Source organism: Arthrobacter humicola, from assembly GCF_039531445.1.
Classification (GTDB): Bacteria; Actinomycetota; Actinomycetes; order Actinomycetales; family Micrococcaceae; genus Arthrobacter; species Arthrobacter humicola.
Map to the genome: position 1 here is coordinate 258,955 of NZ_BAAAQB010000025.1, position 14,056 is coordinate 273,010.

10 protein-coding genes, 1 tRNA gene and 1 pseudogene are annotated in these 14,056 nt (G+C 67.0%); 6 read left to right on the forward strand and 6 right to left on the reverse strand.

The features are described from left to right. Positions 1–45: 45 nt before the first annotated feature. A complete protein-coding gene (locus tag ABD243_RS08380; protein WP_344364209.1) occupies positions 46–1,023 on the reverse strand; it encodes an aldose 1-epimerase family protein in 978 nt (325 codons plus the stop codon). Between the two features lie 75 nt (positions 1,024–1,098). On the opposite strand from ABD243_RS08380, the gene galK reads away from it, so the two are divergent. Both galK and ABD243_RS08390 read left to right on the forward strand, forming a co-directional pair. Further along, positions 1,099–2,259, forward strand: a complete 1,161-nt coding sequence (gene galK, locus ABD243_RS08385; protein WP_344364211.1) for a galactokinase — start codon at positions 1,099–1,101, stop codon at positions 2,257–2,259. 20 nt (positions 2,260–2,279) lie between these two features. Next, the gene (locus ABD243_RS08390) at positions 2,280–3,518 is read left to right on the forward strand and encodes an acetyl-CoA C-acetyltransferase (RefSeq protein ID WP_344364213.1); all 1,239 of its coding nucleotides are present in this window, start codon (positions 2,280–2,282) and stop codon (positions 3,516–3,518) included. Positions 3,519–3,656: 138 nt separating this feature from the next. Here the strand turns inward: ABD243_RS08390 and ABD243_RS08395 are convergent. Both ABD243_RS08395 and ABD243_RS08400 read right to left on the reverse strand, forming a co-directional pair. Then, positions 3,657–4,562: pseudogene (locus ABD243_RS08395) on the reverse strand (Bax inhibitor-1/YccA family protein). A gap of 219 nt (positions 4,563–4,781) precedes the next feature. Then, positions 4,782–5,681 carry a hypothetical protein gene (locus tag ABD243_RS08400; RefSeq protein WP_344364216.1) on the reverse strand — a complete coding sequence of 300 codons (900 nt, stop codon included), beginning with the start codon at positions 5,679–5,681 and terminating at the stop codon, positions 4,782–4,784. Between the two features lie 577 nt (positions 5,682–6,258). Between ABD243_RS08400 and ABD243_RS08405 the strand changes: the two genes are divergently transcribed. The 4 genes from ABD243_RS08405 to ABD243_RS08420 are packed head-to-tail and all read left to right on the forward strand — an operon-like array spanning position 6,259 to position 10,396. Then, positions 6,259–7,542, forward strand: coding sequence for a branched-chain amino acid ABC transporter permease (locus tag ABD243_RS08405; protein WP_202615791.1), 1,284 nt, complete (start codon positions 6,259–6,261; stop codon positions 7,540–7,542). Between the two features lie 9 nt (positions 7,543–7,551). Further along, positions 7,552–8,520 (forward strand): branched-chain amino acid ABC transporter permease, encoded by a 969-nt coding sequence (locus tag ABD243_RS08410; protein WP_116765995.1) that lies wholly within the window; start codon positions 7,552–7,554, stop codon positions 8,518–8,520. Beyond that, positions 8,517–9,626: an ABC transporter ATP-binding protein gene (locus ABD243_RS08415; RefSeq protein ID WP_344364222.1), complete on the forward strand. Its 1,110-nt coding sequence runs from the start codon at positions 8,517–8,519 to the stop codon at positions 9,624–9,626. The genes ABD243_RS08410 and ABD243_RS08415 overlap by 4 nt, the downstream gene beginning before the upstream one ends. After that, complete coding sequence (locus ABD243_RS08420; RefSeq protein ID WP_116765994.1) at positions 9,623–10,396, forward strand: ABC transporter ATP-binding protein; 774 nt, start codon at positions 9,623–9,625, stop codon at positions 10,394–10,396. Before ABD243_RS08415 ends, ABD243_RS08420 begins: the two co-directional genes overlap by 4 nt. A gap of 845 nt (positions 10,397–11,241) precedes the next feature. On the opposite strand, the gene ABD243_RS08425 is transcribed toward ABD243_RS08420, so the two are convergent. The 3 genes from ABD243_RS08425 to ABD243_RS08435 all read right to left on the reverse strand — a co-directional run bounded on the left by ABD243_RS08425 (position 11,242) and on the right by ABD243_RS08435 (position 13,932). After that, positions 11,242–12,591 carry an ABC transporter substrate-binding protein gene (locus tag ABD243_RS08425; RefSeq protein ID WP_344364226.1) on the reverse strand — a complete coding sequence of 450 codons (1,350 nt, stop codon included), beginning with the start codon at positions 12,589–12,591 and terminating at the stop codon, positions 11,242–11,244. Between the two features lie 290 nt (positions 12,592–12,881). Continuing rightward, positions 12,882–12,955, reverse strand: a tRNA-Leu gene (locus ABD243_RS08430). 32 nt (positions 12,956–12,987) lie between these two features. After that, positions 12,988–13,932 (reverse strand): N-acetyltransferase, encoded by a 945-nt coding sequence (locus ABD243_RS08435; RefSeq protein ID WP_344364229.1) that lies wholly within the window; start codon positions 13,930–13,932, stop codon positions 12,988–12,990. Positions 13,933–14,056: the final 124 nt, after the last annotated feature.

Consider the following 14,056-nt stretch of genomic DNA (forward strand, 5'->3'; position numbering starts at 1 on the left):
GCAGTGGGCAAGTGGAAACCAGCAAACGGCGTCCGGCTCTCCGGGTCAGTCCGCAGCGGCCGTCAGCGAGGAGGAGATGCCCCAGCTCATGGAGAACTGCTCCCCCGGCGCCAGCCAGCGAAGTCCCTCGCCGCTGTTGAACGCATTGGCCGGCCCGGTCATCGGCTCAATCGCGACCGCCTTCGTCCGGCCCGGAAATTCCGTCGTCACGAAGACGTGGACGTACGCGCAGTTCGCGTCCTGCCAGAGGCTTACCGTCCGCCCGTCAGGTGCCCGCAGCGTGTGCCGGGCGACGCCACCGTCGAACTCCAGGTCCGTATAGGCCGAATCGAGGTCCAGGTCCCCCACCGGCTTGCCGTCGCGCAGATCGAACTCGCCGCCAACCGGCGCGGTGCTGCGCGGAATGAGGCGGTCATCGGCGACAAGCCGGGTCCGGGCGTTGACCCTGACCGTGAGCTCCTCGCTGGGCACGTCCCCCAGCCGCAGGTAGGGGTGGGCGCCGAGCACGAACGGCGCGGGATCCTGGGAGTCGTTGATGAGGGTCTGGCGCACCACCAGCCCGAGGTCCTCGGCCAGTTCGTAGCGGACCCGGTGCCTCAGCAGGAACGGGTAGCCGTGCTGCGGGAACACGGCCGCTTCCAGGGTGACGGAGAATTCGTCCTCGCCCACGAGTTCGTAGGAAGAGTTCCGCAGCAGCCCATGGCTGGCGTTGTTGCGGGAGACCTCGGTGATGTCGAGCTGCAGTTTCTTGCCGTTTAGATGCCAAACGCCGTCCTCCACCCGGTTGGCCCAGGGCGCCAGGGTGATCCCGGTGGCGCCGGGCGGGATGTCAGCGTCGCCGTAGGTCTCGGTCAGGGCCGTGCCGCCGCGGCTGTAGAGGCGCAGCCCGGCGGCGAGTTCGGTGACGACGGCCAGGGCGTCGCCGCGCCGGAGCTCGTACTGCCGCCCGGACGCGTACCGCCGCACGGCGCCATTGGCGGAAGATGCAGTGCCGGATGCAGAATGTGTCGCTGTGAGATCCATGGTGACCACCGTACAGACCACCCGGCAACCCGTATACCTTGGATCCATGACTTCCAGAAGCGCAGGTGCCAGGCCATGAACCCTTCCCTGGACAGCGGCGGGCTTGCCGCGCGGTTTGAGTCGGTCTTTGGCGCCCGGCCCGACGGCGTGTGGCGGGCACCCGGACGCGTCAACCTCATTGGCGAGCACACGGACTACAACGAGGGCTTCGTCCTGCCGTTCGCGATCGACCGGGCAGCCCGGGTGGCCGTCAGGGTCCGGCCGGACTCCAGCGTGCGCATGCTGTCCACCTTTGGGAACCAGGGGCTGACGACGGCGGACATCGGCGCCCTGACCCGCGCCGGCGCCCGGGGCTGGACCAAGTACCCGCTCGGCGTCATCTGGGCCCTGCAGCAGCAGGGTCTCCCGGTCCCCGGCGTGGACCTGCTCCTGGATTCCGATGTCCCCCGCGGCGCCGGCCTGTCGTCCTCGCATGCGATCGAATGCGCCGTGATCTCCGCGCTGAACGAGCTCACGGCCGCCGGCCTCTCCGCCCAGGAGATGGTCCTGGCTACCCAGCGGGCCGAAAACGACTTCGTCGGCGCGCCCACCGGCATCATGGACCAGTCGGCCTCGCTCCGGGCCACGGCCGGCCACGCCGTCTTCCTCGACTGCCGGGATCAGAGCGTCCGCCTGGTGCCGTTCGACGCCGACGCCGCGGGGCTGGTGCTGCTGGTCATCGACACCAAGGTCTCGCATTCCCACGCCGACGGCGAGTACGCGGCCCGGCGCGAATCCTGCGAACTTGCCGCCGAAGTGCTCGGCGTGGCGGCCCTGCGCGACGTCGGACTGGAAGACCTTGAGGAGGCCAGCGGGCTCCTCGACGCGGAGACGTTTCGACGCGTCCGCCACGTGGTCACGGAGAACGACCGTGTGCTGCAGACAGTCGAGCTGTTGGACTCCCTGGGCCCGGCCGCCATCGGCCCCTTGCTGGATGCCTCCCACGCCTCGATGCGGGATGACTTCGAGATCTCCTGCGCCGAACTGGACCTTGCCGTGGATACGGCGCGGTCGGCCGGCGCGATCGGCGCGCGCATGACCGGCGGCGGCTTCGGCGGCTCCGCGATCGCCCTGACCCCCGCGGGCTCGGCGCATCGGGTGCGTTCCGCCGTCGAACGGGCCTTCGCGCAGGCGGGGTATGCCGCACCGGAGATCTTCGGCGTCCGCCCCGCGGCCGGGGCCATGCGACTGGCGTAGGCGGGGCGTAGTCTGGGCGCATGCCAGAGGCCGTCATCGTTTCCACTGCCAGAAGCCCCATCGGGCGTGCCTTCAAGGGCTCGCTGAAAGACGAGCGGCCGGACGATCTCGCCGCCGCTATGGTCACGGCGGCCCTCGCCGGAATCCCGGCGTTCGACGCCGCTGCCGGGCCGGGCCGCGGCCTGGATGACATCTATCTGGGCTGCGCCGAACCGAGCGGCGAGGCCGGCTCCAACATGGCCCGGGTGGTCAGCATCCTGGCCGGGCTGGACCACGTTCCCGCGGCCACCATCAACCGTTTCTGCGCTTCCAGCCTGCAGACGCTCCGGATGGCATTTCACGCCGTCAAAGCCGGCGAGGGACAGGCGTTCGTTGCCGCCGGCGTGGAGTCAGTGTCCCGTTACCGGGACTGGGCCGGCGCCGGCGAGACCGACGCGAGCACCCACAACCCGCGCTTCGAGGCGGCCAGGGCACGCTCTGCGGCCACCGCGGCCGCCAACACGCCGTGGACCGATCCGCGGCTGGGAGGCCGGATGCCGGACGTATACATCGCCATGGGCCAGACGGCGGAGAACGTTGCGACGAGCTATGGCATCGGCCGCGCGGAGCAGGACGCCTGGGCGGTGCTCAGCCAGAACCGGGCCGAGGCGGCCATCGCCGCCGGGTTCTACGCCCGCGAAATCGCGCCCTACACCCGTGCCGACGGCTCGGTGGTCGATCGCGACGATTCACCGCGGCCCGGCGTGACGGCCGAGGCCGTCAGCGCCCTGCAGCCGGTCTTCCGCAACGGCGGCACCGTGACGGCCGGCAACGCGTGCCCGCTCAATGATGGGGCCGCTGCCGTCGTGGTCATGAGTGACACGCGCGCCCGCGACCTGGGCCTCGAGCCCCTCGCCCGGATCGTCTCCACGGGTGTCAGCGCCCTGTCCCCGGAGCTGATGGGCATGGGCCCGGTCGAGGCCACCCGCCGGGCGCTCAGCCTCGCCGGGCTGACCGTCCGCGACATCGATCTCGTGGAGCTCAACGAGGCTTTTGCCGTCCAGGTCGTGGCCAGTGCGCGGGAGCTGGCCATCGATGAGGACAAGCTGAATGTCCACGGCGGCGCGATCGCCCTCGGACACCCCTTCGGCATGACCGGCGCACGAATGACCATCACCTTGCTCAACGGGCTCCGCGCCCGGGACGCCTCCCTCGGCCTCGCCACGCTGTGCGTCGGCGGCGGCCAGGGCATGGCGGTAGTGTTCGAACGGCTCAGCTGACGCTGTCCCGCTAAGGCGGCGCTGCCGGGAGCACCCGGCCGGGGCCGCCGGCCGGGAAAATCGAAGAGCCCCGCCAGCGGCGGGGCCCTTACTCGGAAAGCAGCTTGGACAACCAGTGCGTTCCGGAAACGACGGCGGTTAGTCGTTGCCGCGGAGAATCGACAGCAGGCGGATGATTTCGACGTAGAGCCAGACGAGCGTGACCGTGAGGCCGAACGCGGCGGTCCATGAGAAACGCTGCGGGGCTCCGGCGCTGATGGCCGCCTCGATGCTGGTGAAGTCCATGATCAGCGAGAACGCGGCCAGGCCGATCGCCAGCACACCGATGAAGACGCCGAGCGGGATGCCAAAGATCTCCACGCTGGTGCTCAGGCCGAACGGCGTGTTCACGGCCCCGGTCCACATCATGACGAGGTTGACGAGCGCGAACACCGCGTAGCCGATCAGCGCGATCATGAAGAACCGCATGAGCTTGGGCGTCGCCCGGACCTTGCCGCTCTTGAACAGCACCAGCGTCACGGCGAAGACGGAAAGCGTCCCGACGACGGCCTGGATGCCGACTCCCGGGTACAGGTTGTCGAGGATACGGGTCAGGCCACCGAGGAAGAAGCCTTCCAGCAGCGCGTAGGCCAGGATGAGCGCCGGAGACGGCTGCTTCTTGAAGGTGTTGACCATGGCGAGGGCGAAGCCGCCCAGCGCGCCAAGGATCATCAGCATGGACCCGGTGCCCTGCGGGACCGCGAGCGCCATTGCGGCGCCGACCACCAGAACGGCGAGGCACCCGGCAGTCTTGATGATGACGTCGTCCTACGTCATCCGGCCGATGTCAGCGGGGCCGGCCGCCGGCCGGTTGTACAGGTCCTGGAGCTGTTCCTGGGTCATCCCCTGCGGGGCCTGCCCATAGGCGTTCTGGCCATAGGAGTTCTGGCTGTAGGGGCCTTGGCCGTAAGAGCCTTGACCGTACGGGGCCTGCGGGGCAGGCGGTGCCTGGGTGGCTTCGCGGAAATTCTTTCCGCTGAAGATCGGGTTTCCGCCAGGTGCCATTACGGGTGTCCTCCAAGATTAGGGTGCGGGGTTGATCCGGTGCGATGCGGATAATTACGGTGCGAATTATTACGGTGCGGATAACTGAATGCGGACAATACGAATGGGACTGTACATAGTCACGCTACCAATTCCCACGGGCGGCAGGGAGGGATAGTTCCCCCTTGCGGCCGCCGCAACCGAACCGTGACCTGAAGGCGAGGGATCGGCGGTGCCGGATCAGGCCCGGGCCATTCGCGCGGGGCGCCGGCCACGCCGGACAACGGTGTCCGCGGCCAGAGTCCCCGCGGCCAGCACAACCGCCTGTCCGTCCCCGCGGAAGTCGTTGAAGGGCTTCGACGGATCCCCCTTTGACTCCGGGAGCGGGCCGGGAACCGGCGCCGGCGTTCCCGTGCCGCTGGTGACGATGACGTCGTCGACGTAGATGTCGGCCATTTGCTGGTCGTGTTCGGAGCCGAGTTGCACCATATCCACCGTCGTCGCCGGAATGCTGACCGTGCCCGCATAGACGGAACGCCCGTCCCACCAGATTTGGACGTTCGTCCCGGGACCGTTCGGGACAACATGCATGACCAGCCGGTGCCAGGAATTCGTGGGCACATCCTGCCGCAGGGTGGTGTACGTGAAGCCTTCGGGTGTAGAAATCCGGAGCATCAGCTCATGAGAGACGTTTTGACGGAAGACATCCATGACGCGCAGGCGGCCGGAAAAGAACCGGAAGTAGGGAACGTTGTTCCCCACCTGTCCCTCTCCAGCGATGTTGAACCAGCCGTCCGCATATGCTTCTGTGGTCCCGGGCGTCAGGCCCACCGTCATCTTGGCCATGGAGCCGGGCGCCGTGGTGGTGTGCAGGACGGCGGCGCAGTTTCCGGAGTGCGACAGCCCGGCGGACACCGAGACATGACCTGTCCCGGAAGTGGAAACGCCGAACCCGTCCAGCGTGCCCGCTTCGAAACTGGAAGCTGCCGCTGCCGTCCCCGGATAAGGAACGGAAGGTGGCCCGACAGACGGCGTGCAGGCTTGTGCCCCGGCAGTCACGGGGCCGAGGCTGAGCGCGGGAATACCCAGAATCGCCAGCACAACTGAGCCCGCGAGGCATAGCTTGACCACCCGGTTCATCGGTCGGCCCTCCAAGATCGGCCCCTGCTATCGGCACCGGACCCGGGTTCCGGACTGAGGGACCCGGACGTGGCGTCCGGACTTCGGTTCTGGACCTCGGCACTGGACTCCCGCACTGGGCTCCAGGTTCTGGCGCTCTTCGCACCATAACCCGGGAGCACTTGGAAAAAGCTTGGAGCCCCGGCTCCGGCGAGTTGGCTGAACTGGCCCGGCTGACCCCCGCCCGGCGACGGCACGCGTCCCGGGCCGGGCCGCGCGGATCGGAGCCCCGTGGTCCCACTGTTTAGGCATACTCGGACTCAACAAAAGTTTTCTTTAGCAACCCTAAAGTGAGGCTCCGGCGCGACTTCACGGTTGTTACCCGATCGCGACGTTCTGCCTGCTCGCAGCGGCATTCATTAGGCCGCCCGGGCTGTAGCATAGGCCACACAGGGTGACGGACATCACAAGCCGGATCCCTGACCGTTCGCAGCGGTTGCAAAGGCGCAACCCACAGCACCCCCATGTGGAGGTTTTCAATTTGAGAAGCACAACGAGCGGCCTGTCGCAGCGACGGCGCGGCAGACTATTGAGGACTGTGGGGGCCGTATGTGCCGCCATAGCCGCGCTACTGCTCATCGTTGCCCCGGCATCCAGCGCTACGACCCCCTCGCCGACACCATCCCCGTCGGCTACCGAGTTCACCAACAGCATCAGCGGCTTCTTGCGCGGCGACGACCGCGCGCCGATCGCCGGGGTCACCATCACCGCCACGAACGGCGACTTCACGGGAACCACAAAATCCGGAGCCAACGGCGCCTGGACCATCGGAGTCCCCACCCAGGGAACCTACGTGGTCAAACTCGATGACTCGACGCTCCCGAAGGGCATCAAGCTCGCCGAGGGCCAGGAGAACCCCCGCAAGGTCACCTTCAGTCAGACCTCGAACCTTTCGGTGATCTTCGCCTTTGGCAAGGGCATTGTCGTCGAGGAGCAGAACTTCTGGCAGAACCTGCTCAACCGGTTGGTGGCCGGCCTGAGCTTCGGCCTGCTGCTTGCCCTGGCGGCCGTCGGCCTCTCGCTGATCTTCGGCACCACGGGTCTGACGAACTTCGCCCACGGTGAGATGGTCACGTTGGGCGCCGTCCTGGTGTTCGCCTTCAACGCCATGCACCTGCCGTTCTGGCTGGCCATCATCCTGGCCATCATAGGCGGCGGCTTGTTCGGTTACGTCCAGGATGCGGGACTGTGGAAACCGTTGCGGCGCCGCGGAACCGGGCTTGTTCCGATGATGATCGTCAGCATCGGCCTGGCTCTGGCCGTGCGTTATGTGATCCAGTTCTACTTCGGCGGCGCCACCCAGCAGCTGCCGTTCGCACAGAGTGCTGAGATCCTGATCGGTCCGGTTTCCATCTCCCCCAACAACCTCTGGTCCCTCCTCATCAGTGCCGCCGTGATCGCCGCCCTCGGCGTCGTCCTGCTCAAGACCCGCCTCGGCAAGGCCACCCGCGCGGTGGCCGACAACCCGGCGCTGGCCGCGGCCTCCGGCATCGACGTCGACTCCGTCATCCGGATCGTCTGGGTGGTCGGTGGCATGCTCGCCGCCCTCGGCGGCATCCTCTGGGCCTACTACCGGCCCGGCGTCACCTTCGACATGGGGTCGCAGATCCTGTTGCTCATCTTCGCCGGCGTCACGCTCGGCGGCCTCGGCACGGTCTGGGGCGCCCTGGTCGGTTCCATCATCGTCGGCATCTTCGTTGAGCTGACCACCGTGTTCGGCCTCGCGGCCGACCTCAAATACGTGGGAGCGTTGTTCATCATGATTGTTGTCCTCTTGTTCCGGCCTCAGGGCATTTTGGGCCGCCGCGAGCGCGTGGGTTAGGAGACAGCCATGGATTTCGGATTCATTTTTTCCAGCGCCGCCGGCGAACTGTTCAGCCCGACGACGGCTGCCTACGCCCTGGCCACCCTTGGCCTTGCGGTCCACTTCGGCTATGCCGGCCTGCTCAACTTCGGCCAGGCGGGCTTCATGGCGGTGGGAGCCTACGGCTTCGCCATCTCCACCCTGACGTTCCATGTGCCGTTCTTCGTCGGACTGCTCGTCGCCGTCGTCTGTTCGGCCATCTTCGCCCTCCTGCTGGGCATCCCGACGCTGCGGCTCAGGGCTGACTACCTGGCCATCGTGACCATCGCGGCGGCGGAAATTGTGCGCTATGTCGTCACGACCAACCAGTTGACCGCCGTCACCGGTTCGGCCAACGGCCTGGCGGCCTTCGAGGGCGATTTCTACGCCATGAACCCATTCCCTCCGGGGACCTATATCGGCATGAACAACCGCGACTTCTTCATCCGGGTGGTTGCCTGGGCCGTCGTGGCCGTGTTCTGCCTCCTGGTCTGGCTGCTGATGCGCAGCCCGTGGGGCCGGGTCATCAAGGGCATCCGCGAGGACGAGAACGCCGTCCGGTCGCTCGGCAAGAACGTCTACGCCTACAAGATGCAGGCCCTCATCATCGGTGGCGTGCTCGGTGCCCTGGCGGGCATGATCTTCACGATCCCCCGCGGCGCGGTCCAGCCTGCCAACTACGGCACGGAACTGACCTTCTTCCTCTACACCTGTCTGCTGCTGGGCGGTCTGGGCACCGTCCTTGGCCCGGTGGTCGGCGCCATGATCTTCTGGGTGGTGCTTTCGCTCACCCAGGGCATCCTCTATGGCCTGATCGAGTCCGGGACCATCACCTGGCTGAACACGGTCCAGGCCGGGCAGCTGCGTTACATCCTGGTCGGCGTGGCGCTCATGCTGCTGATGATCTTTAGGCCCCAGGGCGTCCTCGGCAACAAGAAGGAGCTGGCATTCGCATGAGCATTCCAAGCGAAGAGTCGCGCGGCGAACCCCGCATGTCGGAAGAGATCGACTACATGACGGACACCCGTCCGATCGCCGCCGGAGAGATCGCCCCCGGCTGCAAGAAGCGTGATCCGATCGTGGTGGCCGAAAACGTCACCCGCAGCTTCGGCGGCATCAACGCCGTCGACGTCCGGCACCTCGAGATCCCGCGTCACAAGATCACGGCGCTGATCGGCCCGAACGGTGCCGGCAAGACCACCCTGTTCAACCTCCTGACCGGATTCGACACCCCAAATTCGGGCAGCTGGCAGTTCGAAGGCCAGAGCATTGCGGGTGTCTCCTCCTACAAGGTCGCCCGGATGGGCATGGTGCGCACCTTCCAGCTCACCAAGGTCATGGGCAAGCTCACCGTCATGGAGAACATGCGTCTGGGCGCCTCCAACCAGTCCGGCGAGAGGCTCTCCAAGGCCCTGTTCAAGGGCATCTGGGGCGGCCAGGAGAAGAAGATCACCCAGGAAGCGAACGTGCTGCTGGAGAAGTTCAAGCTGGACGCCAAAAAGGACGACTACGCGGCGTCCCTGTCCGGCGGCCAGCGCAAGCTGCTCGAAATGGCACGCTCGCTCATGGTCCGGCCCAAGCTCGTGATGCTGGACGAGCCGATGGCCGGCGTGAACCCGGCCCTGACGCAGTCGCTGCTCGATCACATCAAGAACCTCAAGTCCGAGGGCATGACGGTCCTGTTCGTCGAGCACGACATGCACATGGTCCGGCACATTGCCGACTGGGTCGTCGTCATGGCCGAAGGCAAGATCGTCGCCGAGGGCCCGCCCGCCGAGGTCATGAAGAACCCCGCAGTGATCGACGCCTACCTCGGCGCCCACCACGACGTCGACCTCGGCGACGCTGAGGGCATCAAGGAACTGGCCGCCGAGCTGGTGGCCGACGAGGACTCGATCGTCGGCACTGAAAACGCCGGCATCATCTCCGCCGACGTCCTCACCACGGAGGCGGAGGAGCCGAACGGGACAGCGCACGGCCGCCGCAGCTCCGAGGAGCCGAACCGCACTGATGAGTCGGGCAGCACAGCGCAGCCGAACCGCACAGAGAAGGACACAGAATGAGCGCCACCAGCGCGGCACCCTCCGCCCATCCCGCCTTCGAAGGGGACTCGGTCGTCAAGGTCACCGACCTCGTGGCCGGCTACATTCCCGGTGTCAATATCCTCAACGGCTGCAGCATCGAGGCCCGGAAGGGCGAACTGATCGGCATCATCGGCCCCAACGGCGCCGGCAAGTCCACTCTGCTGAAAGCCATGTTCGGCCTGGTCAAGGTCCACTCCGGCTCCGTGGTGGTCCGCGGGCAGGACATCACCGGGCTCAAGGCCAACAAGCTCGTCAGCCGGGGTGTCGGGTTCGTGCCGCAGACCAACAACGTGTTTGCGGCCCTGACCATCGAGGAGAACCTGCAGATGGGCATGTTCCAGCGGCCCAAGGACTTCTCCCAGCGCTTCGACTTCGTCACCAGCCTGTTCCCGGAGCTGGGCAAGCGGCGCGCGCAGCGGGCCGGTTCGCTCTCCGGCGGCGAGCGCCAGATGGTGGCCATGGGCCGGGCGCTCATGATGGATCCGGCCGTGCTGCTGCTCGACGAGCCGTCGGCCGGCCTCTCCCCCGTCAAGCAGGATGAGACGTTCCTGCGGGTCCACGAGATCAACCGGGCCGGCGTCTCCGTCATCATGGTGGAGCAGAACGCGCGCCGCTGCCTGCAGATCTGTGACCGCGGCTACGTGCTGGACCAGGGCAAGGACGCGTACACGGGCACGGGCCGGGAGCTCATGAAGGATCCCAAGGTCATCCAGCTCTACCTGGGAACGCTCGCGGACACCGTCGAGTAGTTCTGCTTCGGGCAGTATCCCGAGCAGAGGGGCCGTCACCAGCCGGTGGCGGCCCTTTTGCATGCCCGGCGTGCGCGGTAGCGGGAAGTTGCACCCGCTGGAGGCTCCGGGCGCACTTAGCCCCACCGGGCGCCTCCGCAGCCACTTGCCAGGCGCCTGCGCATCGCGCTCCCCGGCGGCCCCCTCCCCTGGCACGCCCGGACAGAGATCCCTGCCGCCGTGGGCCCACCCGGCGGGCCCCTCACCCGAGCCAGTTTCCGCACCGGATTCGGACCAGCGCCCCTCGGATCCGGGCAGCCCTCGTCCGGTTCCGTAGCGTATTGCCGGTTCCGTAGCGTATTGCCAGTTCCGCGGCCTCCCGATGGCACACAGCACCCCTCCCAGCGCTTCGCCCGCCGGAGCCGACCCCACGACGCCGGTCCACTCCCGGCGTCCTCACGTCCCGTTTCCGCACCGGTTCCGGACCAGCGCCCCTCGGATCCGGGCAGCCCTCGTCCGATTCCGTAGCGTATTGCCGGTTCCGTAGCGTATTTCCAGTTCCGCGGCCTCCCGATGGCACACAGCACCCCTCCCAGCGCTTCGCCCGCCGGAGCCGACCCCACGAAGCCGGTCCACTCCCGGCGTCCTCACGTCCCGTCTCCGCACCGGTTCCGGACCAGCGCCCCTCGGATCCGGGCGGCCCTCGTCCTATTCCGTAGCGTATTGCCGGTTCCGTAGCGTATTGCCGATTCCGTAGCCCCCGCCTGGTTCCACGGACCCGGATCTGTTGCCCCGGGTCTCCGGAGACGCAAAAGACCCCCGTCCGGTGAAGGACGGGGGTCTTCGGTGTGTCGAGGGGAAGCGGCTTACAGCTTGCCGAATTCTTCCTTGACGGGGACGTAGGTGTTGTCATCCTTGTACTCGTAGATGCCGATGTACGCTTCCGTGGGGTCGCCGGCGTCGGAGAACGTGACTGGACCGGACTGGCCGTCGTAGTCGATGTCCTTGCCGTTGCGGAGCAGGGTGACGCAGGACGGGAAGTCGTTGCACTTCTCGCCGCCCTGGGAAACGTCCTTCAGGTGTGCCGCGATGTCGACACCCTTGGTGCTCTTGGCTTCCTCGGCCGCCAGCGCGATCAGGTTCACTGCGTCGTAGGACTCGCCTGCGTAGCTGTAGTCCTTCAGCGCCGGGTCAATCGCCAGGAGCTTCTTCTTGAAGTCATCCTTGGCGAAGGTACCCGGGATGGTGCCCTGGGCGCCCTTGAGGGTTCCCGGCTGGAAATCCTTGCTGTAGTCGGACATGTTGCCGTCCACCATGAAGATCTGGTTGGGCTTGACGCCCTTGCCCGTCATGAGGGGGACAATGCTCTTGGCCTGGTCGAAGGTGATCAGGGCAATGGCGTCGGGCTTGGCGGCGAGAACCTTGTCCACCTGGCTGCTGAACTGGGAGTCGCCTTCATTGAAGAGTTCCTGGGCAACAACCTTGCCGCCGGCCGCCTCGAAAGCGGCCTGGACGTTCTTTGCCAGGCCCGTGCCGTAAGCGTCGTTGAGCACGATCATGCCCAGGGTCTGAGCTCCACAGGACGCCATGTAGTTGCCGAGGACCTTGCCCTGGAGCACGTCCGAGGGGGCGGTGCGCCAGTAGAGGCCCTTGTCATCCCAGGTGGTGAAGTCCGGGGACGTGTTGGCCGGGGAGAACTGGACCACGCCGGCGCCGGTGATCTGGTTGATCACGGTCTTGGATACGCCCGAGGAGGCTGCGCCGATGATTGCGCTGACGCCCTGCCCGAGCAGTGCCGTGGTGGACTGGGTGGCGATGTCGGTCTTGGTGTCACCGGAGTCCCGGTGGATGACCTCGACCGGCTTGCCCAGGACGCCGCCGGCGTCGTTGATCTCCTTGATGCCAAGGTTCACGCCGGCAATTTCGGGCGGGCCGAGGAAGGCGAGGGAACCCGTGGTCGGCAGGAGCGAGCCGATCTTCAGGGGCGTTTCGGTGGTGGTGGCCGAGGCGGGGACGGACCCGCCCGCGTTAGCGGCGGTGGTTCCGGCGCCGGAGGCGCTGGGGGCCGGGCAAGCGATGCCGGCGGCCGCGGCTGAGCTGGAGCCCGACGAACTCGGGGTGGACGAACCACCACAAGCCGTAGCCAGAAGGGCGACGCCGATGCTAAGCGCTGTCAGCTTAGCGATGCGGGGCGCAACCTGGGGGAGTGAAGTCATGTACAAGCTCCTCGATCTAAAGGTGCGAACGGCCTTTGACGCGAAAGATCAGGTGTTCCTGATTCCACTTCAAGCTAGTGCAAATTTGACGCGAAAATAAGTGACTACGGTCACATCCTTATAACACTCGTTGCATAGAGGAAATCTGGACGGTTCCCTGCGGTCTTTTGGCGCGCGGCGGAGGCATCAAGGGACAGGACAGAACTGGGAAACGGGCCGCCCGCGGAGCGGCGCGGCGTGGGGCCAACGTGCGGCGTCGAGGGACAACAACACGGCGTAGCGTAAAGATGTGCCCCAGGTGGGACTCGAACCCACAACACGCGGATTTTAAGTCCGCTGCCTCTGCCAATTGGGCTACTGGGGCGCCCGGTCCATGGTATCCCGTCGCGGGCCGGATCAGCCTGAAAAAGGGCCTGCGTAACGGAAGGTGCCGCTCACGCCGCCTGGCCAGACGGCGAGCGGGAGGAGCTGGAAGTGGGCGCCCCAGCCTGCCTCCGGCGGCTCCACCCCGAGGGACGTGGACGGCACGAAGCCGAAGCGGGAGTAGTACTCGGGGCTGCCCAGTAGCGCGATCCCCCGCTCCCCCGCGGCGTTGGCCCGCGCCACAGTCTCCTTCATGAGCGCGGTGCCGATGCCGTGGCGCTGCAGCCGCGGCAGGACGCCGATCGGCCCGAGTCCCAGGAGCTCGAGCTCCCCGACCCACCCGCGGGTGCTGATGACGTGGCCCACCACCTCGCCGTCGAGTTCCGCGACAATGCTGAACTCCGGCAGGTACTCGGGGCAGTCGAAGAGCCGCCGGAGCAGGCCAACTTCCTCCGGCTCGCCGTCCACAGGCAGTCCGGTCACCGGGGAAACGGCGAAGGCCGCGGCCGTCAGGGCCAGGATGGCGGGACGGTCTTCGGGCTGCTCCGTGCGCAGCACGAGCGTCGGCGCGGGGCCTTCCCGGCGGTTGTCCGCCGCCAGCTCGTGCAGCACTTCCAGCGCCCGGTCGGCGTCGGCCACCGGCACCAGGAGATGGTCATGGTGGAAGCCCGCCAGCACGTTGCAGCTGATCTTCGCCTCGGTCAGGGCGGCGCCGACGGCGGCCGTCAAACCCACCGCTTCCAGCGAGGAATGCACCTCAAGGGTTATCCAGGCCCCGACAAAGTCGTAGGACAGCCCCATGCTGTCCGCGTCGGCCCGGGGCATCACAACGGTCAGCCCCTCGGCTTCCCGGACGGCGGCCATGATTCCGCCGGCCAGCGGCCTGCCGTGCGGCCACAGGACATAGACGAACTCGCCTCCGCGGCGGACGGGATGCATGGCTGCCAGAAGCGTGGGGAGATCCTTTTCACCGGTCATGGACTTCAGTCTAGGCGCGGGCCTGCACCGCCCAGCCAACACAGTGGCGGAACCAAAAAACGACGGCGGCTGCTCCCCTGGGGGAACAGCCGCCGTCGTAGGCCAACTGCCAGCTAGCTGGCAG